The 21,010-nt window shown below is 64.7% G+C and carries 16 protein-coding genes; 15 read left to right on the plus strand and 1 reads right to left on the minus strand.

All coding sequences use genetic code 11. The features are described from left to right. Nucleotide 1 precedes the first annotated feature (1 nt). The 15 genes from flgK (at nt 2) to LPW11_RS09560 (ending at nt 19,210) form a co-directional block, all read left to right on the plus strand. Nucleotides 2-1,450 carry a flagellar hook-associated protein FlgK gene (flgK, locus tag LPW11_RS09490; protein ID WP_230997881.1) on the plus strand — a complete coding sequence of 483 codons (1,449 nt, stop codon included), beginning with the start codon at nt 2-4 and terminating at the stop codon, nt 1,448-1,450. Between the two features lie 12 nt (nt 1,451-1,462). Next, the gene (locus tag LPW11_RS09495) at nt 1,463-2,383 is read left to right on the plus strand and encodes a flagellin N-terminal helical domain-containing protein (protein WP_230997882.1); all 921 of its coding nucleotides are present in this window, start codon (nt 1,463-1,465) and stop codon (nt 2,381-2,383) included. A gap of 193 nt (nt 2,384-2,576) precedes the next feature. Next, a complete protein-coding gene (locus tag LPW11_RS09500) occupies nt 2,577-2,834 on the plus strand; it encodes a flagellar FlbD family protein (RefSeq protein WP_230997883.1) in 258 nt (85 codons plus the stop codon). A 39-nt stretch (nt 2,835-2,873) separates the two neighbouring features. After that, nucleotides 2,874-3,644 (plus strand): flagellar motor protein, encoded by a 771-nt coding sequence (locus tag LPW11_RS09505; protein WP_230997884.1) that lies wholly within the window; start codon nt 2,874-2,876, stop codon nt 3,642-3,644. Further along, nucleotides 3,645-4,469, plus strand: a complete 825-nt coding sequence (locus LPW11_RS09510) for an OmpA/MotB family protein (RefSeq protein WP_230997885.1) — start codon at nt 3,645-3,647, stop codon at nt 4,467-4,469. A gap of 254 nt (nt 4,470-4,723) precedes the next feature. Further along, the gene (locus LPW11_RS09515; protein ID WP_230997886.1) at nt 4,724-5,776 is read left to right on the plus strand and encodes a glycosyltransferase family 4 protein; all 1,053 of its coding nucleotides are present in this window, start codon (nt 4,724-4,726) and stop codon (nt 5,774-5,776) included. Between the two features lie 2 nt (nt 5,777-5,778). Then, nucleotides 5,779-10,173, plus strand: a complete 4,395-nt coding sequence (locus tag LPW11_RS09520) for a tetratricopeptide repeat protein (RefSeq protein WP_230997887.1) — start codon at nt 5,779-5,781, stop codon at nt 10,171-10,173. A gap of 2 nt (nt 10,174-10,175) precedes the next feature. Beyond that, nucleotides 10,176-13,130 (plus strand): tetratricopeptide repeat protein, encoded by a 2,955-nt coding sequence (locus LPW11_RS09525; protein ID WP_230997888.1) that lies wholly within the window; start codon nt 10,176-10,178, stop codon nt 13,128-13,130. Nucleotides 13,131-13,334: 204 nt separating this feature from the next. Further along, nucleotides 13,335-14,153: a flagellin N-terminal helical domain-containing protein gene (locus LPW11_RS09530; RefSeq protein ID WP_230997889.1), complete on the plus strand. Its 819-nt coding sequence runs from the start codon at nt 13,335-13,337 to the stop codon at nt 14,151-14,153. A 445-nt stretch (nt 14,154-14,598) separates the two neighbouring features. Beyond that, nucleotides 14,599-15,417, plus strand: a complete 819-nt coding sequence (locus tag LPW11_RS09535; RefSeq protein WP_230997890.1) for a flagellin N-terminal helical domain-containing protein — start codon at nt 14,599-14,601, stop codon at nt 15,415-15,417. 383 nt (nt 15,418-15,800) lie between these two features. Beyond that, a complete protein-coding gene (locus tag LPW11_RS09540; protein WP_230997891.1) occupies nt 15,801-16,619 on the plus strand; it encodes a flagellin N-terminal helical domain-containing protein in 819 nt (272 codons plus the stop codon). Between the two features lie 83 nt (nt 16,620-16,702). Further along, the gene (locus LPW11_RS09545) at nt 16,703-17,407 is read left to right on the plus strand and encodes a hypothetical protein (protein ID WP_230997892.1); all 705 of its coding nucleotides are present in this window, start codon (nt 16,703-16,705) and stop codon (nt 17,405-17,407) included. 3 nt (nt 17,408-17,410) lie between these two features. Continuing rightward, entirely contained in the window at nt 17,411-17,803 is a 393-nt protein-coding gene (locus LPW11_RS09550; RefSeq protein ID WP_230997893.1) for a flagellar biosynthesis repressor FlbT, read from the plus strand. Beyond that, entirely contained in the window at nt 17,790-18,167 is a 378-nt protein-coding gene (flaF, locus tag LPW11_RS09555; protein ID WP_230997894.1) for a flagellar biosynthesis regulator FlaF, read from the plus strand. Before LPW11_RS09550 ends, flaF begins: the two co-directional genes overlap by 14 nt. A gap of 320 nt (nt 18,168-18,487) precedes the next feature. After that, complete coding sequence (locus LPW11_RS09560; protein WP_230997895.1) at nt 18,488-19,210, plus strand: hypothetical protein; 723 nt, start codon at nt 18,488-18,490, stop codon at nt 19,208-19,210. On the opposite strand, the gene LPW11_RS09565 is transcribed toward LPW11_RS09560, so the two are convergent. Beyond that, entirely contained in the window at nt 19,192-21,009 is a 1,818-nt protein-coding gene (locus tag LPW11_RS09565) for an O-linked N-acetylglucosamine transferase, SPINDLY family protein (RefSeq protein ID WP_230997896.1), read from the minus strand. The genes LPW11_RS09560 and LPW11_RS09565 overlap by 19 nt on opposite strands. Between the last annotated feature and the right edge of the window lies 1 nt (nt 21,010).

Genomic DNA, 21,010 nt, shown 5'->3' on the forward strand with positions numbered 1-21,010 from the left:
GATGGGAATCGGCGATATCTACCGCGTAGGGTACGCGGGCATGGCTGCCGCGCGCACCGCCATGGAGGTGACCGGCGAGAACATCTCCAACGTCAACACCGAGGGGTACTCGAAGCAGCAGGTGAACCTTGCGACCCGCTTCTCCATCGCCCCCTCCGGGATCGACATAGGGACCGGCGTCGAGGTCACGGCGGTGTACCGCTCCTACGACAACATGCTGCAGCAGCAGCTGGTGAACGGGAAGAGCACCTACCAGCAGAACCTGACCCGGCAGAACGCGCTGACCCAGATCCAGCCGTCCTTCAACGAGCTCAATTCGAACGGGCTCGGGGCGTCGCTCACGAGCTTCTTCCAGGCCTGGCAGGACCTCTCCGCCAACGCCCAGGGGAGCGCCGAGCGCCAGGCGCTCCTTTCCAAGTCGCAGATCCTGGTGGACAACTTCCACAACGTGGCAAAAAGCCTCACCGGGGTGGCCACCGTTGCGGACCAGAGTCTCGTAGGCATTTCCTCCGAGGTCACCGACAACGCGAAGAACATCGCGGTGCTGAACGCCCAGATCATCTCCACTGTCGCCGCGGGGGGGACTCCCAACACGCTGTACGACCAGCGGGACCTCCTCCTGCAGCAGATGGCGGAGAAGGTGGGGATCTCCTCCACGATCCAGACAGACGGGACGGTCACCGTGGCGCTCTCCGGCGGGCAGCAGATCGTGAGCGGCAACAAGTACGCCACCCTCTACGCGCAGCAAAACGCCGCCGTGCCGCCGACAAACGACCTGTACGTCACAGCCATCGGCGCGCCTCCCCCCTCCAACAACCCGCTGGCGGACACAAATGTCACCGCCACGGTCGGCGGGGCGAACAACTCCATGGGGAAGATCGGCGGCACCCTGCAGGTGCGCGACAGCATCGTCCCCGGATACATGGCAAAGCTCGACGAGATGGCATCGTCCCTCGTGTCCTCGGTAAACACCGCGCACGCCGCAGGTTTCGACGTGAACGGCAACACCGGGATCAACTTCTTCAACCCCGCCGGGACGACCGCCGCCACGATCTCCCTTGCCGCGGGACTGACCGGCAACAGGATCGCCGCCGCCGACACCAACCCGACGCTGGCGGGGGGCGGGGTGGCGAACAACGTGAACGCCCGCGCCATCGCCGGAATCGCCGACACCACCTACGCCTTCTCCACCGGGAGCGACACCTTCGCCGGCTTCTACGAGACGCAGGTGAGCCAGGTGGGGATCGACGTGCAGAGCGCCCAGAACGCCACCAACAACGGTGAGGGGTTCCTGAAGCAGCTGGGGGTGCTCCGCTCCTCCGTGTCGGGGGTTTCCCTCGACGAGGAGCTCACCAATCTCATGCAATACCAGCAGGCATTCCAGGGGGCCGCAAAGATCGTGAACACCTGGAGCGAAATGGTCGATACCCTTCTCGGGATGGTCAGATAAAGGAGGCAGACGATGAGAATCACACCAGGGATGAGCGCCGAAAACGCCGTGTACAACCTGCAGCAGCAGCGCAACGCCATCGACGCGCTGCAGGAGCAGATCGGCTCCGGCTTCCAGATCAACCGGCCGAGCGACAATCCCCTCTCCGCCCGCCAGATCCTCGACATGCAGAACCAGATCTCGCAGGGGGAGCAGTACTCCTCCAACATCACCAAGGCGACGATGTCGCTGAACGTGATGAACGTCGCCCTTACCGGGATGAACGACGTCATGAACCAGGTCGCAAGCGTCGCCTCCAGCATGACGAACGGCAATACCAATGCCGCCGACCGTACCCAGGCCGTGAACAACCTCGCGAACCTGAAGGCGCAGCTCATCGACTACGCCAACAGCCAGAACGGCAGCCAGTACGTCTTCGGCGGCTATGCAGGCGCCCCCCCCTTCGACTCCACCGGGAACTTCTCAGGGACCGACGACTCCATAATGGTGGACATCAACAAGGGGAGCCAGGTTGCAGTGAACTACTCCGGGTCGGCGCTCCTGCGCGGCGGCAACCCGCCGGCAGCGGTCGGAAGCGGTGCCACCGCCGGGACCTCCCCCGTCGACGTCCTCGGCTCCATCGATGCGCTCATGACCGCCATCACCGCCAACAACGCGACGGGGATCTCCGACGGCTTCAAGAACATCCACGCCGCCCAGGACCAGATGAACGCGGCGCAGACGGACATAGCGGGGCGCCTCGTGCGTCTCGACAACATGACCAGCATGATCAGCAACAGCCAGGCGACCTTGAAAGACGTCATGGGGAACATGCAGAACGTCGACTACGCGAAGGCAGCGGTGCAGCTTTCCCAGCAGACGACCGCCTTCAACGCCGCGCTCTCCACCGTGGCGAAGATCGGGCAGCTCTCCCTGCTCGACTACCTGAGATAGCTGCGGAGCCGTATCCCTCCGCCAACGCCATAAGGGGCGCCGGAAACGGTCCCTCCCCGCACCGACAAAGGAAGGCCGCACCAGCGGCCTTTTTTTGAGCCCGCTTTCCGTAAAAGCTAAAGGTTTCCGCTGCTGGACCGAATACGTAAGTAACGGCCCGCCCCGGCCCATCTTCGAAACTCATGGTGAATGTATGATACGGGTAACGACACTCGACGGCACCGAAATCTTCCTGAACCCCGATCACATCGAGATCATCAGCGAGACCCCCGACACCCTGATCACTCTCGTCAACGGCAAGCGCTACCTCATCGTGGAGCCGGCGCGGGTGGTTATCGGGCGCATCATCAGCTTCAGGGGGAGGATCCTGCAGGCGGGGAGACCGAAAAGCGGCCCGAAGTACCTCGCCAGGAGCGGGGCAAAGGACTACCGTCCGCAAGGCGGGACATGAAACGCATGACCCTGCAACTACACTGCTGCGAGTGAAACTATGGATATAGCAAGCATAATCGGCCTCATCCTCGGCTTCGGCGCCGTCTTCGGCGGCGCCATCCTCGAGGGGCTTCACATCGGCGCCCTCATACAGCCCACCGCCTTCATCATCGTGGAGGGGGGGACGCTGGCGACGGTTTGCGTCGCCTTCCCGATGTCCACCCTCATGTCCGCCCTGAAGGACCTGAAGAAGGTTATCCTCCCCCCGAAGGAAGACCCGGAAGGGGTCATCAAGAACATCATCAACTACGCGGCGAAGGCGCGGCGCAACGGCCTCATCTCGCTGGAGCAGGAAGCGCAGACCGTGAAGGACCCCTTCACCAAGAAGGGGATCTCGCTCGTCGTCGACGGCATCGACCCGCAGAAACTGAGGGAAACGATGGAGATCGAGCTCGCCTCCATAAAGGAGCACGGCAAGGGGAGCGCGGAGGTCTTCGAGGCGGCGGGCGGCTTCGCCCCGACCATCGGGATCATCGGCGCCGTTCTCGGCCTCATCCACGTCATGGGAAACCTCTCCGACCCCTCGAAGCTCGGCGGCGGTATCGCGGTCGCCTTCGTGGCCACGATCTACGGCCTCATGACCGCCAACATCATCTGTCTCCCCTTCGGCACGAAGCTCAAGCACCGCCTGAAGGAAGAGCTCCTGCAGAAGGAGATGGTCATCGAGGGGCTCATCGCCATCCAGAACGGCGAGAACCCCCACTTCATCGAGCAGAAGCTGCGGGCATACCTGCACGACTCCGCCCCTGCGGAGAAAAAGGGGAAATAAATGGCGAAAAAGGAAGAGCATGAGAAGGAACCAAACCACGAGCGGTGGCTGGTATCCTATGCCGACTTCATAACGCTCCTCTTCGCCGTCTTCGTGACCCTCTACGCCATGGGGCAGACCGACAAGAAGAAGGTCGAGCAGGTCCTGAACTCCATGCGCGACTCCTTCGGCTACACCCAGAGCTCCCTCCCCTCGAAGGGGAGCGTCATCGAGTCGGGGAACCTGAACCTGATCCCTACCCTGAAGACCGCCACCCTCGTCGCGAAGAGGGGGAGGAGCCACGGCGAGGAAAAGGACTTCAAGTCGACGAAGACCGCCATCGAGGCGTACCTCATGAAGACGGGGAACCAGCAGAAGGTGAGCGTCAACATTAACAGCAGGGGACTGGTGGTGAGCCTGAAGGAGGCGGGATTCTTCCCCTCCGGGAGCGCCGCGCTACGCCCCGGCTCCCTCGCCCTCCTGAACGACGTGGCGCAGTCCCTCTCCACCTATTCGAACTCCATACGGGTAGAGGGGCACACGGACAACATCCCGATCAGCTCCGCCGAGTACCGCTCCAACTGGGAGCTCTCCAGCAGCCGCGCCATCACCGTCCTGCAGTACCTGGTGCAGCAGTACGACTTCGAGCCGCAGAAGATCTCCGCCACCGGCTACGGCGAATTCCGCCCCGTCGCGGACAACGGCAGCGCAGAGGGGAGGGGGAGGAACCGCAGGGTGGACATCGTCCTCCTCTCCGAGCAGACCGCCCGCGCCGAGCCGGAAACATACACCCCCTCCGTCGCTGCCCGCAGCGGCGGAGAAGGAACAGCTGACGCAGTGAAATAGTCGCCATCGAACCCGGGTCTCCCTCCCCTTGCCGGGAGGAGAGGCCCGGGACGAAATACCCTCTCCACCCTCGCGAAGTTCCACCCTCTGCACCCCCACCGCTCTTTTCTGACAAGGGCCGTCAATACCTTGACTTTCCCCCTTCCCCTCTCCCATGTGAATGAGGAAATACCTTAATTCATGAGCCATTGACGCCTCTGGTACGGTAGTTGCTGCTATGCCTTGCGCACCTATCTACACTTGCAGAGGTTTCGATGAAAGTATCAATGCCGCAAGGGGCCGCCCACGGCTGGGGAATAGCCGGGACGTACCTCTCCCGGGAGATCGCCAAGCTCCCCCCCATCCCCGGTGTCACGCTGCACTGCATGTTGCCTACCCTGGCCCCGCTGCAGACCTCCGTCTGGGATGAAATAAACATCGGCTACTGTTTCTTCGAGGACAGCATCGAGATCCTCAACTACACCCGGATGGCCGGGAGGCGCTGGGACTACATCGTCGCCGGATCGAAGTGGTGCGAGTACCAGCTGAGGATCGGCGGGGTGAAGAACTGTTGCACCATCCTGCAGGGGGTGGACCCCGCGAACTTCCGCCCGCACCCTCTCCCTCCCGACGACCGCTTCGTGGTCTTTTCCGGCGGGAAGTTCGAGTTTCGCAAAGGGCAGGACCTGGTGATCGCCGCCATGCGCGTCTTCATGGAGCGTCATCACGATGCGTGGCTCTCCTGCATCTGGGCGAACCAGTGGCCCTTCTCCCTCGCCACCATGGGGATGTCCCCCTACATCCGCTACCAGCACGACGAAAACGATTTCCTCACGCTCCCGGCCCGCACCGCCGTCGCCAACGGGCTCGACCCGCGGCGCGTCATCGCTCACCCGCTGATCCCCAACCACGAGGTGGCGCACGCTTTCGCCGGGACGCACATCGGCCTCTTCCCCAACCGCTGCGAGGGGGGGAACAACATGGTCATGTGCGAGTACATGGCGTGCGGCAGGACGGTGATAGCCTCCGACGGCAGCGGCCATGCCGACGTCATCACCCCCGACAACGCCTATCCGCTCACCCGCTACCGTCCGATGGTGGTAACCGGCACCGGCGGGGCTGCCACCTCCGTGTGGGAGGAGCCGGAGCTGGACGAGATCGTGGAGCTTCTGGAGACGGCGTACCAGCGCCGCCACGAGCTTTCCGCCAAAGGTGCGCGTGCCGCCGCCTCCATGGAGCGCCTCGACTGGGGCGCAGCCGCGCGCCAGTTCCACTACGTCGCCACCCGCCTCGCCAACGAGCGGGAGCTCAAGAAGGCCCGCCGCTAGCGATGATTCCCGTATCCGCAGAAGAAAGGCTCGCCGAAGGGATCGCCCTGCACCGCCGGGGGATGCTCCCCCAGAGTATCGCCTGCTACCGCTCGCTCGCCGGTACCCACGTCGCCCTCGACGCCCTGGTAAACTTAGGCGCCGCGCTTGACGAGACCGGCGAGACAGCGGAGGCCGTCGCCTGCTACCGCGAGGCGCTGGCGCTCTCCCCTGCTCACCCCCTCGCCCACTACAATCTGGGAAATGCCCTCATGAAGCTCGGGCGTCACGCCGAGGCGGTGGAGCGCTTTCGCAGCGCCCTCCTCAGTGCCCCCGGCTGCCGGGAGGCGCGCCTCGCGCTCGGCGCGGCGCTGCAGGCGGCGGGGGACCTCGCGGGGGCGCTGCGGACCTTTCGGGAGGCGACAGCAGAGGATCCGTCCGATGCCGAGGCGCACTGGTACCTCTCCCTCGCCCTCCTTAGCGACGGCGACTTTTGCGAGGGGTGGCGCGAGTACGAGTGGCGCTGGCAGAAGCCTTCCTTCACCTCCCTCACCCGGAGCTTCACCGAGCCCCTCTGGGACGGCTCCCCCCTCTGGGGGCGCCGCATCCTCCTGCACGGCGAGCAGGGGCTCGGCGACACCATTCACTTCATCCGCTACGCACCCTTGGTCGCCTCTGCCGGGGGGACCGTGCTGGTGGAGTGCCAGAGCCGGTCGCTGAAGCCGCTCCTGGAGAGGATCCCCGGGGTCTCCTCCGTCTCCGTGCTGGGGGAGGGCCTCCCCCCCTTCGACCTGCAGATCCCCCTCCTTTCCCTGCCGCGCCTCTTTGGCACTGCTATGGAGACGATTCCGGCACAGGTCCCCTACCTCTCCCCCGATCCGCAGCGGGTCAGCGCCTGGCGCGAGCGGATCGGGAAGGACGCGGGATTCAAGATCGGGGTCGCATGGGCGGGAAAAGCTGTTCCCGATCCTTTCCGCTCCTGCGAGCTCTCGGATCTCGCCCCTCTGGCGGCGATTCCGGAGACGAGCTTCTACTCGCTGCAACTTGGCGCAGAGGGGCGTGGCACGGAAGGAGCGCTTCCCCTTGCCGACCACACCGGCGCGATCAGGGACTTCGCCGACACTGCCGCCCTCGTCTCCCTCCTCGACCTCGTGATCTCCGTCGACACCTCCGTGGCGCATCTTGCCGGGGCGCTGGGGAAACCGGTCTTTCTCATGCTCCCCAAGGCATGCGACTGGCGCTGGCTGCGCGACCGCGACGATTCCCCGTGGTACCCGACCATGCGACTCTTCCGCCAGAAGGAGCAGGGGGAGTGGCGCGAGGTGGTGCGGGAAATCGCGGCCGCGCTGAAGGACGCGGTGTGGAGCCATCTGGAAAGGGGGAGCGCGCGGGAGCCGATGAACGCCGACCGGGCCTACGCCTGCGGCACCTTCCTCGCCGAAGAGGGGCGGGTGCGCGAGGCGTGCGCCAGGTTCATGAAGGCGGCCTTCCTGGAGCCGAAGCGCTGGCAGGCGCACTACAGCCTCGGGGTGGCGCTGCAGCGCATGGGACTCATCCCTCAGGCGCAGGAGGCTTTTGCGGACGGGATCGCGGCAGACTCCGGCGTCCCCCTCCTGCACGAAGTCCTCGGCGTGGTGCTGCAGATGGGGGGGGATCTCCCCGCGGCCTGCGCCTCGTACCGCCGGGCGCTGGAGCTCGATCCCTTGAGCCTGCGCTCCCTCTACAACCTGGGCACCGCCTGCCGCGAACTGGGACAACTGGCCGAGGCGCTGCACTTTTTCGAACGGGTGGCGGAGCGTTCTCCCGGTCACGCCGATGCCCGATGGAACCGCGCCGTTCTCCTCCTGATGCACGGCGACCTCACCCGCGGCTGGGGGGAGTTTCGCTGGCGCTTCAGGAAGAGCTCGGCCGCGCCGGAGCGCCACCCGGACACCCCCCGCTGGGACGGCTCGCCGTTGCAGGGGCGCACCATCCTCCTGCACGCCGAGCAGGGGCTCGGCGACACGGTGCAGTTCGTGCGCTACGCGCCGCTGGTGGCCGCGCGCGGCGGGCGTGTCATCCTGGAGGTGCAGGCCGCATCGCTGCTCCCCCTCCTGGAAGGACTCCCCGGGGTGGCGGGAGTTGTGGCGGCCGGCGAGCCGCTCCCTGAGTTCCAGGCCCGCGCCTCCCTCATGGACCTCCCCGCGATCTTCGGGACGACCCTCGAAACGATCCCCGCCGCGCCCTATCTGGCCGCCGACGAAGAGCTTAAGGAGATCTGGCGCCAGCGTCTTCCCGGCGGCGGCACCTTCCGGGTCGGGCTCGTGTGGAAGGGGAGCTCCCGTCACGAAAACGACGCGAACCGCTCCCTTTCCCTGGCAGCCTTCGCTCCCCTCGCCGGGACCGCAGCCGTTTCCTTCCACTCCGTGCAGCTCGGGGACGGCGCGGCACAGCTCGACGCTCCCTTCCCCCTCCATGATCTCACCTCGCAGATAGGGGATTTCTCCGATACCGCGGCGCTCGTGACAAACCTCGATCTGGTCATCACCGTCGACACCTGCGTTGCGCACCTCTGCGGCGCCCTCGGGGTGCCGACCTGGGTTCTCATCCCGCTCGTGCCGGACTGGCGCTGGCTCCTCGACAGGGAGGACTCCCCCTGGTACCCAACGCTGCGCCTCTTCCGCCAGAAAAAGCTCGGCGACTGGGGGGAGGTGCTGCAGCGGGTGCGGGAGGCCCTCGCCGCTCACCTCGACCGGGAGCGCACCGCCCACCGGCACAAGATGCGCGGCATGATCCTCGCGGAAGAAGGGAGGCACGCCGAGGCTGCCGAGGCGTTCGAGGCAGCGCTCGTCATGAACCCGCTCGACCCTGAGTCGTACAACAACCTCGGCTCCGCTCTCGACAGCCAGGGGAAGCTCCAGGAGGCGGTGGCGCGCTACCAGAAGGCCATTGCACTGAACGACACCTTCGTGGCGCCGCACTACAACCTCGGCAATACGCTGAAGACGATCGGCCACATTCCGCAGGCGATAGAGTGCTACCGGCGCGCGCTGGAACTGGAGCCGGGGCTCGTGCAGGGGTGGCACAACCTGGCGCTCGCCCTGCGCTGCGCGGGGAAACCGGAGGAGGCGCGCGCCGCTCTGGAGACCGCCCTCACGGTCGAACCGCGCTATCTGGCAGCGGGGCACAGCCTCGGGGAGCTGTTGCACGACGGCGGCGATCTCCCCGGTGCCGAGGAGGCGTTCCGGCGGGTGCTGGAGCTCGATCCCTCTTACCTCCCGTCCCTGAACGCGCTGGGGATCACGCTGCAGACGGCGGGGCGCCCGCAGGAGGCAGTCTCCTGCTACCAGCGCGCCCTGGCGGTGAAGCCGGACTACCTGCACGCCCTGAACAACCTCGGCGCGGCGCTCCGCTCCCTCGGCCGTCTCCAGGAGGCGGTCTCCTGCTACCGCAGGGGGATGGCGGTCGATCCTGACTATGCCGATGCTCACTGGAACCTCTCTCTCGTTCTCCTGCACCTCGGCGAGTTCCGCGAGGGGTGGCGCCTGTACGAGTGGCGCTTCCTGAAGGTGGAGCCGATCGCTACAAAGGAGGTGCCGCAACCGCGCTGGGACGGATCCTCTCCCGCCGGGCGCACCATCCTCCTTCATTCCGAGCAGGGGTTCGGCGACACGATCCAGTTCGCGCGCTACGCCTCGGTCGTCGCCGCCATGGGGGGGAAGGTCTATCTGGAGTGCCAGGTGCCGGCGTTGAAGCCGCTTCTCTCCACCGTCCCCGGCGTCTCCGGCGTCATTGCCCGCGGCGAGATCCTGCCGCGCTTCGACATGCACGCACCGCTCATGAGCCTGCCTCACCTGTGCGGCACAACGCTGGAGACGATCCCCGCAGCGGTGCCGTACCTCAGCGTCGATCCCTGCCGGGAGGCGCTCTGGCGCGGGAAGGTATCGGAGGGGGGGGTGAGGGTGGGACTCGTCTGGGCCGGGCGCAAGACCTACAAGGACGACAAGAAGCGCTCCCTCTCCCTCTCTCTCTTCGCGCCGCTGGCGAGAGTTGCCGGTGCCTCCTTCTACATGCTCCAGATGGGGGACGGCGCCGAGCAGGCTGCCGATCCGCCGCCGGGGCTGAAGGTACATGACCTTACCGGCGGGATACGGGACTTTGCCGATACCGCCGCCTTCATCTCAACCCTTGACCTGGTCATTTCGGCGGACACCGCGGTGGCGCACCTCGCCGGGGCGCTCGGAAAGGCGGTGTGGGTGCTGGTGCCGTACGCCTGCGACTGGCGCTGGCTCACCGAGAGGGAGGATTCGCCGTGGTACCCGACCGCGCGCCTCTTCAGGCAGCGGGAGGCGGGGGACTGGGGCGGGGTGCTCGACCGGGTGGCCTGCGCGCTGGAAGAGATCGCAGGGGGCGCGTCCGCTCGGAAAAAGGTGGTTTGACTATGGAACAGGCGGTGACAAGGCTGAACGAGGCGTTGCGGCAAAAGAGGCACCAGGAAGGCGCGCTGATCCTCGACGAGCTTCTGCGGGAGGCGCCGCAGGACGTGAAGTTCCTCTCCCTTGCAGGGGCGCTGGCCCGGGAGAGAGGGGACCTTTTCCAGGCGCACGAGTTTTTCCGGCGCGCGGTCGTCCTGCAGCCGGGGGTGCCGGAGCTGCACAACAACCTCGGGGTGCTCCGGCACGACCTGGGGGAGAATGTAGAGGCGCTCTCCTGCTACGACGAGGCCCTTCGCCTCGCCCCCCGCTACGGCGAGGCGCTCTCCAACCGCGCCAACGCCCTGAGGGCCCTCGGCAGGTCGGTGGAAGCGGTCCTCGGCTACCGGGAGGCGATCGCCTGTGCGCCGGACAACCCGGAGTTTTACTACAACCTCGGTAACGCGCTGCGTGCGGAGGGGGAGTGGGAGGAGGCGGTCGAGGCCTACCATCACCTTCTGGCGCTCGATCCCGCTCATCTGTGGGGGTGGGTGAACCTTTGCGGCTCCCACATGGCGCTGGGGCGCGGAGACGCGGCGATCCACGCCGGGCGGCGCGCCGTGCGCCTCTCCCCGGAAAGTCCGGACGCTCACTGGAACCTGGCGCTTGCCCTCCTCTCCGAGGGGGAATTCCTGGCGGGGTGGAGGGAGTACGAGTGGCGTCTCGCCGACGCGCGCACCTTCCCGCGCGAGCGCGCTGGGAAGCCGCTGTGGGACGGGTCCCCGCTCGCCGGGCGCACCATCCTCGTGGTCTGCGAGCAGGGGTTCGGGGATGCGATCCAGTTCATCCGCTACGTCCCCCTCCTTGCCTGCGCGGGAGCCCGGGTGGTGGTGGAGTGCCGCCGCGAGCTTGTGACGCTCTTCTCGAGGCAGGCGGGGGTAGCGGTTGTGGTTCAGGGGGGAGCTTCCCTCCCTGACTTTGACACCTTTACCTATCTCTTAAGTCTGCCGCGCCTCCTGGGGACGGAGCTTTCCTCCATCCCGGCCGGGGTGCCGTATCTCACCCCCGACCCCGGGCTCTGCGCCTCCTGGCGGGAGCGCCTGGGGGAGGGGCACGCGCTGAAGGTCGGCGTGGTATGGGCGGGGAGCGCCGGTTACAAGAACGACCGGAACAGGTCCCTTGAAGCCCGGCACCTCTCCCCCTTGGGCGAGCTGCCGGACGTGGAGCTCTACAGCCTGCAGATAGGGGAAGCAGCCCGAGCGGTGCAGGGATCTTCCCCGGTGCTGCGCGCGGTGGACCTCTCTCCGGAGATCCGCCATTTTTCCGACACGGCCGCCATAATTGCCAATCTGGACCTTGTGGTCGCCGTCGACACCGCTGTGGCGCACCTGTGCGGGGCGCTCGGCAAGCCGGTATGGGTCCTGATCCCGAAGGGGAACGACTGGCGCTGGCTGCGCGAGCGGGACGATTCTCCCTGGTACCCGACCATGCGCCTGTACCGTCAGGATCGCGTCGGGGAGTGGAGCTCCGTCGTGGCCCGCGTCCGCGCCGACCTGAAAAAGGAGAGCAGCAACGCGTCCCGACTCTTCAAGAAGGGGAACAGTCTCGCTTCTGCAGGGAAATACCACGATGCGTTCGGGGCGTACCGGAGGGTGCTGGACCTGGAGCCCTCCTGTGCGGAAGCGTACAACAACCTCGGCCTCGCGCTGCAGGACCTGGGGCTTCTCCGGGAGGCGATGGGGAGCTACCGGGCAGCACTCGCGCTTCGCCCCGGGCTCGTTGACGCGGAAAACAATCTCGGGACGGTGCTGAGCGCCCTGGGGGAGAAGGAGGAGGCGGCGCTCTCCTTCGAGCGCGCCATCGCACTCGCGCCCGACTACCTCCCCCCGTATCTCAATCTCGGCGGGGTGCTGCAGTTCCTCGAGCGTCCCCAGGAGGCGCTCCCCCTGTACCTGCGGGCGATCGCGCTGAGGCCGGACGCGCTGGAGCCGCGCATGAACCTCAGCACCGCCTGGCAGGACCTGGGGGAGCCGCAGCGGGCGATAGAGAGCTGCCGCGAGGCGCTCTCCCTGTACCCCGATTCCCCGGAGGCTCACTGGAATCTGGCGCTCAACCTACTCATGACCGGAGAGTACGAGCAGGGGTGGCGCGAGTACGAGTGGCGCCTCAAGGGGGCGGACGCGCAGCTCACACCCCCTTCCTGGCGTGGTGAGGCGCTTGCCGGGGAGATGATCCTTCTGCGCTGCGAGCAGGGATTCGGAGATACCTTCCACTTTGCCCGCTATGTAGAGCTCGTGGCGCAGCGCGGCGGACGGGTGGTGCTGGAGTGCCAGTCCGCGTCGCTAAAACCACTCCTGGCCCGCCTCCCCGGAGTGTGCGGGGTCGTCGCCCGCGGGGAGGAGCTCCCCCCGGTGCGCCGCTATGCGCCCCTTTTGAGCCTCCCGCACATCTTCGGCACGACCCTCGACACGGTCCCCACCGGAAGGTACCTTACGGCCGACCCGGCGCGGGAGGCGCTCTGGCGCCAGAGGCTCGCCGGGGACGGGTCGTTTCGGGTCGGGCTGGTGTGGAAGGGGGGGCCGCTCCCCAAAAACCGCGCCTGCCCCTTCCCGGCTTTCGCACCCCTTGCCGCCGTGCGGGGGGTGAGCTTCTACAGCCTCCAGCTTGGCGAGGCGCCCGTTGCAGGTGTGCTGCCGGTGACGGACCTCTCCGGGGAGATCAGCGATTTCGGTGACACCGCCGCAATTATCGCCAATCTCGACCTCGTCATCTCCGTCGACACCGCTGTGGCACACCTCGCGGGGGGGATGGGGGTGCCGGTCTGGACCCTGCTGCCGCGGGTGGCGGACTGGCGCTGGCTCATGGGGCGCGACGACTCCCCCTGGTATCCCGCCATGCGCCTCTTCCGGCAGGAAAGGGGCGGGGACTGGGACGGCGTGATCAGGCGGGTCTGCGAGGCGCTGCGCGAGCGGCCGGGGGTGTGACAAATAATTGACCGCGCTTTGACACTTCCGGTTGGCAACGTCCTTGCAAAAGGCTGCTTCGCACCTAGTCGCAGGCGCTGATGAAAGTCGAGCCGTATCAGGACCGGGCTCAGAAGGGCCCGCTTTTCATAGAACGAACGTAACCGCAACATCAACCCAGCACCGGCCTGAAGGCCGAAACCCAGTACAAAGGAGAGTTTTTTCATGGCAGTAAGCGACATTTCCATCACCGCCGGCATGAGGAGCAACCTCCTCCAGCTCCAGGAGACCAGCAAGCTCACCACCAGGACCCAGACCCGCCTTGCCTCCGGCAAGGAAGTAAACAGCGCGCTCGACAACCCGACGAACTACTTCGCGGCGCAGAGCGCCAACCAGCGCGCCACCGACCTCAGCGACAAGAAGGACAACATGAGCGAGGCGGTGCAGACCGTTCAGGCCGCCAACGCCGGCATCACCGCCATCACCGGCCTCGTCTCCGCAGCGAAAGGTCTCGCGCAGTCGGCACTCTCCACCAGCGACACGGTGACCCAGTCGAAGCTTTCGGTGCAGTACAACACGGTGCGCAGCCAGATCGACAACCTCTCTTCCGACTCCGGCTACCGCGGCCTGAACCTGCTGAGCTCCAACAACACCCTGACCGTCAACTTCAACGAGAACAACAGCTCGAAGTTGAACGTGGTCGGCTTCCTCGCCAACTCCGGCGGTCTCAGCCTCTCCGCTGCCTCCAACGCCTGGCAGGCGGCCAGCGACATCACCACCGATGCCGCAAAGCTTGACACCGCGCTCAGCACCCTGCGTTCCAACACGCAGACCCTGGCGGCGAACCTGAACATCATCACCAACCGTCAGACCTTCACCGATAGCATGATCAACACCCTGCAGACCGGCGCCGACAACCTGACGCTGGCCGACATGAACCAGGAAGGGGCCAACATGCTGGCACTGCAGACCCGCCAGCAGCTGAGCACCCAGTCTCTGAGCATGTCTTCTCAGGCAGCACAGTCCGTCCTCAAGCTCTTCTAGTAGCACGTCCAGCAGCACGCTTCATCCGGCGGCGGGGGAATATCCTCCGCCGCCTTTTTTTTCGCCCCTGGCCGAGATCCGGGGGGCGGGGCGCCCGCTTCTACCCCATCCCCACCCTGACCCTCCCCTTGAAAGGGAGGGGACTTTTGGGCTCCTGCTTGCCGAAATAATCCCCTTCGAGGCTGCCGACCGCCACCCGCCTTTCTCTCTTGCCCCCCTGCCTGCCGCTCTACCTGATTAAAAAATTACAATATAATTCCTTGATTTTATTTCTAAAGTTCGCCGACCGTTCGACGATACGTCTCGTAAACCGGTGAAGACACTCCATCTGAAAAAGGAGGGAATTGATCTGAGGCGAGTTTTTTAGGCAAGTGACCAAGAAACGGCAACCCCTAACCACAACTCCGGCAAGAATGCCGGAAAAATCCAGAAAAGGAGAAACACCATGGCAGTCAGCGATATTTCCATCACTTCCGGTATGAGGAGCAACCTCCTCCAGCTTCAGGAGACCAGCAAGCTCACGACGAGGACCCAGACCCGCCTTGCTTCCGGCAAGCAGGTCAACAGCGCGCTCGACAACCCGACCAACTACTTCGCGGCGCAGAGCGCCAACCAGCGCGCCAACGACCTGTCCGACAAGAAGGACAACATGAGCGAGGCGGTGCAGACCGTTCAGGCAGCCAACGCCGGCATCACCGCCATCACCGGCCTGGTCTCCGCAGCGAAAGGTCTCGCACAGTCGGCACTCTCCACCAGCGACACGGTGACCCAGTCGAAGCTTTCGGTGCAGTACAACACGGTGCGCAGCCAGATCGACAACCTCTCTTCCGACTCCGGCTACCGCGGCCTCAACCTGCTGAGCTCCACCAACACCCTGACCGTCAACTTCAACGAGAACAACACCTCGAAGTTGAACGTGGTCGGCTTCCTCGCCAACTCCGGCGGCCTCAGCCTCTCCGCGGCCTCCAACGCCTGGCAGGCGGCCAGCGACATCACCACCGATGCCGCTAAGCTCGACACGGCGCTCAGCACCCTGCGTTCCAACACGCAGACCCTGGCGGCGAACCTGAACATCATCACCACCCGTCAGGACTTCACCGACAGCATGATCAACACCCTGCAGCAGGGTGCCGACAACCTGACCCTGGCCGACATGAACCAGGAAGGCGCCAACATGCTGGCACTGCAGACCCGCCAGCAGCTGAGCACCTCCTCCCTGAGCATGTCCTCCCAGGCAGCTCAGTCGGTCCTCAGGCTCTTCTAGGAGCTGGTATACCGGGGCGGTGGGGAAGAATTCCCTACCGCCTTTTTTTATCCGTAAGCTCTCGCCTACCCCCTCCCACTCTCCCTTTTTTGCTGTCGTCAACGTTTCGTACCCCGTAACCGCTGGCTCTTCGCCCCGTTCTCCTCGGCACTATCTCGTCGTCGGTCCGCACCCTCGCGCCGAATACATTAAATAACTGTAACCTGCTGTTTTTGCTCTAAAGTTGCGCGTGGCGGCGACGATATGTCTCCTAACCAGTGATGACTCCATCTGAAAGGAGGAACTGATCTGAGGCGTGTTTATTAGGCAAGTGACCAAGAAACGGCAACCCTAACCACAACTCCGGCAAGAATGCCGGAAAAATCCAGAAAAGGAGAAACACCATGTCCGTAAGCGATATTTCCATTACCTCCGGTATGAGGAGCAACCTCCTCCAGCTCCAGGAAACCAGCAAGCTCACCACCAGGACCCAGACCCGCCTTGCTTCCGGCAAGCAGGTCAACAGCGCGCTCGACAACCCGACCAACTACTTCGCAGCGCAGAGCGCCAACCAGCGCGCCAACGACCTGTCCGACAAGAAGGACAACATGAGCGAAGCGGTGCAGACCGTTCAGGCGGCGAACGCCGGCATCACCGCCATCACCGGCCTCGTCTCCGCTGCGAAAGGTCTCGCCCAGTCGGCGCTCTCCACCAGCGACACGGTGACCCAGTCGAAGCTTTCGGTGCAGTACAACACGGTGCGCAGCCAGATCGACAACCTCTCTTCCGACTCCGGCTACCGCGGCCTGAACCTGCTGAGCTCCACCAACACCCTGACCGTCAACTTCAACGAGAACAACACCTCGAAGCTGAACGTGGTCGGCTTCCTCGGCAGCTCCAGCGGTCTCAGCCTCACTGCCGCTTCGAACGCATGGCAGGCGGCCAGCGACATCACCACCGATGCCGCAAAGCTTGATACCGCGCTCAGCACCCTGCGTTCCAACACGCAGACCCTGGCGGCGAACCTGAACATCATCACCACCCGTCAGACCTTCACCGACAGCATGATCAACACCCTGCAGCAGGGCGCCGACAACCTGACGCTGGCCGACATGAACCAGGAAGGCGCAAACATGCTGGCACTGCAGACCCGCCAGCAGCTGAGCACCTCCTCCCTGAGCATGTCCTCCCAGGCAGCTCAGTCCGTACTCAGGCTCTTCTAGTAGCGGAGTTACCCTTGTTTATCGGGGCGGTGGGGAAGAAATCCCTGCCGCCCATTTTTCGCTTCAGATATCGGTGATACCTCATGTCAATTGATCCAGTAAAGATTGACGCCGTGAAGGTTCTCCGCCCGGACCAGCAAGAACCTCCCCTGCAGAGTTCCCCACTCCCGAGCGCCGGCGATTCCGGCCGCGCCCCGGCCGCCGCAGTTACCCTTACCGAGCTCCCCCAGGGACGCTACAGCGATTTTTTGCGCCAGAAAGAGGATTATGGCGCCGCTGCCGCCGATCTCAGGGAAAAGGACCAGGCCCTCGAGAAGCTGAGTCAAAAGATTGGCTCGCTCAAGGAGCCGCTGCAGGCGATCGTGAAGCAGTACCCCCCCTTTTCCCCTGAGGACAAGGAACGGGTCGAGTTCCTGAAGCAGTACGCCGGGCTCCGGAAGGAGATAGACGCTCTAACCGTGCCCCGCCCCGCCCCCTCCTTGCCTCCCCCTCCCCCTGCCGTTACCGACCGTCAAATTCATGACCACCTGAACGATCTTGACTCCGCAGGCGCTGCCTTCGGCCAGTTACGCGGCTCCATCGCCTCCAGAGTCCCCCTTCTCGCCGAAAACAGCGCCAGCGCTGTGCTTTTTCGCGCCGGAGGGGGTGGTTTTTCCGGTCTTTCCGCCACCGCGCGCGACGAATCTGCAGCGGTGCAGAAAAGTGCCGAAGTTGGTCAGCAATTTGCAATAGAGACAGCGCGGGGGGTATCGCCCTCCAATTCCCCTTTCCTGAAGTCTATGGGTTAAGCCATGTCCCTAAAAATTACCTTGAAGAGCAACGAGCGGTTAATCGTCGGGGGAGCTGTTGTGAAGAACGGCGGCAAGGGCACCGTCCTCTACATCGAGAACACGGTTCCGATCCTGCGCGAGAAGGACATCCTTGGAGAGAAGGATGCTTCCACTCCCTGCCGGCAGCTCTACTTCACCATTCAGCTCATGTACATCGACGAAGCGAACGTGCCGCAGTATCACGGCGTGTACGCCGAACTGGTGAAAAACATTCTCACCGCAGCCCCCAGCACCTCCTCCTACATCGAGCAGGTAGGGGAGCGCGTGATGGCCGGAAACTACTATCATGCGTTGAAGTTGGCACGCAATCTCATTGATTACGAAGAGGAGTTACTGAAAAATGCAAACCAATAACGCGATCAGAGAGTATGTCGGGATCCAGAAAGAGAGCATGTCCGGACGTGAGCTGGAGGCTTCGGTATTGACGAAGGGCGGGCTCATGCTGAAGGCATGTCAGGAGAACTGGGATGCCCCCGATCGTGAAGCGAAACTGATGGATGCGATCAAGTACAACCAGAAGGTGTGGAGCTTCTTCCAGGCCGAGCTCACCGAGCCGACGAACCCCCTGCCGAAAAAGCTGAGGGAGGACCTGCTCAACCTGAGCATCTTCATCGACAAGAGGTTCTTCGAGGTCATGGCCTACCCCGATCGCGAGAAGCTGACTGCGGTGATCGACATCAACTTCAACATCGCCGCCGGCCTGCGCTCGAACCCGTAATCCCCCGTTCGATTTTTCGAAGAGATATGAGCCGGGGCGGGTTTTCCCTCTCTCTCCAGACGGGAAAGTCCCCCCGGCCGTTTTTCTTCGTAGTCACCAGATGTAATGTCAATGTAGGCCGGAATAAGCGGAGCGTTTCCGGCAATCCTGCGCGGCATTTTCGGCTGGCGCCGACGCCGGGAACGCCTGCGGCTTATCCCGGCCTACGTGGCCACGTCTCCCGCCAACATTCTCGCAGCTCGACCTTTCCCCTCTGTGCCTGTATATACTGTCAGTGTGCCGCCTCGCCTGCGGCGTACGCACTTCCAGGAGATACAGCGATGCCTTCCAAGAGATACCTTTCCCTCCTCTGCATCATCGCCACCCTTCTTGCCGGCAGCAGCGCTTTCGGCTGGCACGACGAGACGCACCTTGCGGTAGCGAAGGCGGCGCGCTTCCAGAAGTGGTACAACGCCGTCGCCCCCGACATCGCGAAGGAGAAGGCCGGCTACCGGGAGCAGTACAACCACTACTGCGACCTGCCGCTGGAGAAGACGGTCACCCCCGACATGGTCCTCGCTCAGGCATCCCTGTACAACGACCCGAAGGACGCCATGGGGCACCTGTACGGTGCCATCATCGGTGCCGTGCGGGAGTACCGGAAGGCGAGACAGACCGATCCGGGGAAGTACTCGGAGTATCACCTGGCCTACGTCGCACATTATCTCGCCGACCTGTCGCAGCCTCTGCACAACGTGGTGTACGACGAGTTCAACATCAAGTGGCACAAGTACTGCGACGGGATCATCGAGGCGGAAGCGCTGGAGAACGTTGATGAGATACGGAAGAGAATGTACGACGTGGTGATCGACCCGGCGGACCTGGAGACCGATCTGGCACGGGAGGTGGCGAGGGTGGCAAACGAGAGCCGACGCCTTGCCAGGGTACTGACGAAGGAGCAGAGGCCGCTGACGCGCGAGGAGGCGTACCGGCAGCTCGGCCACAGCGCCTCCGTCTTGAAGGCGCTCCTCTACTCCCTCTCCTTTCAGGCGGTGGCGCGGTAGAGCTCTGCAAGCTCCCGTGCCACGGCGTCAGGTGCGCCGGCACGGAAGAAGTCGGTGAAAACCCGCTCCACCTCGGCCGTCACCCCCGCAGCGTCCATGACAGGGGAGCGCTGCACCCTTTTCCTCAGCCCCTGGCGCAGCTCCGCCAGGTGATCGGGATCCCCGGCAAGCCTCACCGCCGTCGCGACATACTCCGCCTTGTGCTCGGCAATAAGCTCGGACAGCCCGCAGTTGGTGAGTATGGTGACTCCGGTGCGCCCCGCATGGCTTTTTCCCGCCAGGGTCAGCACCGGGACCCCCATCCAGAGAGCCTCGCACGTCGTGGTGGTGCCGTTGTACGGGAAGGTGTCGAGCGCCATGTCGACTCTGCCGTACTGTTCCAGGTGCTCGTACGTCCCCACATTTCCCCCTTCCAGATCGATCCGCTCCGGATCCACCCCGAGCCACCCGAGGGTCTCCCGTATCCGCGCCGCCACGCATCGCCCGGAGAGCGCCTTCGCCTTCACCAGGAGCCGCGAGGTCGGGAGCGCCAGGAGGACCTGCGCCCAGAGCCCGAGCACCTCAGGGGTCACCTTCGCCAGGTTGTTGAAGGAGCCGAAGGTGAGATACCCGTTCCTGCGGAAGGGGGGGGGCGCCACCGGCGGGGAAGGGTTCGGCGCCCCGTAGCAGGAGAAGATCCGCGGCAGCCTGATAAGCGCCTCGGTGTGGAGCTCGTCACTCTCACCGGGGGGGTCGACGAGGGTGTCGGTGAGGCGGTAGTCGACGGTCGGCAGGGCGCTGGTGTTCGGGTAGCCGATCCAGGTCACCTGTATCGGGGCCGGCTTCCGCGCCAGGAGAAGGGGGCGGCTTCCGCCGGTGTGGCCGGCGAGATCGACGAGTATGTCGATGCCGTGGCTCGCGATCTGGCGAGCAGCGGCTTCGTCGCCGACGCCGCAGATGTTGATCCAGCGGTCGCACAGCCCCTGCAGGCGCTCCGTCACGCGGCAGGGGCTCGCGACGTTCGCGTAGCAGAAGATCTCGAAGCGGCTCCTGTCGTGATGGCGCAGGATCGGCTCGATGAAGTAGGCGACCGAGTGCTCCCGGAAGTCAGGGGAGAGATAGCCGAGCCTGATGCGGCGCTCCTCCCGTGCGAGCGGTGCGCGGTCCATGCGCGGGCGCAGCGGCTCCGCATGACGGGCCGCGAAGGAGAGATGCTCCTCGAAGATCTGTCGGGGGGAGAAGCACGGCGAGTAGTGCAGGGCGAAAAGAAGATTCTGGTGCGCGTCCAGGTGTTCCGGCTCGAGGCGCAGCGTCTCCCGGTAGGCGTGCACCGCCTCCTCGCTCTGCCCGCTCGCCATGAGAATGTTCGCGAGGTTATACCAGAGGCGGGCGACGTCGGGCTGCACCTTTATCGCCTCCTTGAGCCGCTCCCCCGCCTCCCCCGGCCTGCCGAGGCTCTTCAGGAGCATCGCCAGGTTCACCTGGGCGTCCTGGTACCAGGGGTGCAGGCCTGCCGCCTCGCGGTAGTGGATCAAGGCCTCTTCGAGAAGCCCCTGCTGCTGCAGCACAACGCCTAAGCCGTTGTGAGCCTTGTGGGACTCCGGCGCGAGGCGCAGCGCCTTGCGGAAATGCTCCTCGGCGATGGTGAACTTCCCGATCCCCGCCTTGATGGCGGCGAGGGTGTAGTGTGCGTCCGCGCAACCGGGATCCTTCTGCAGCGCATCCTTCAGGTAGCGCACTGCCTCCTCAGGCATCCCCTTCTTCAGCAAAAGCTCGGCGAATTTTACCGCCGCCTGACCCTGTCCTGCCTCGGTAATCATG

It is taken from the genome of Geomonas sp. RF6, from assembly GCF_021044625.1.
GTDB lineage: Bacteria > Desulfobacterota > Desulfuromonadia > Geobacterales > Geobacteraceae > RF6.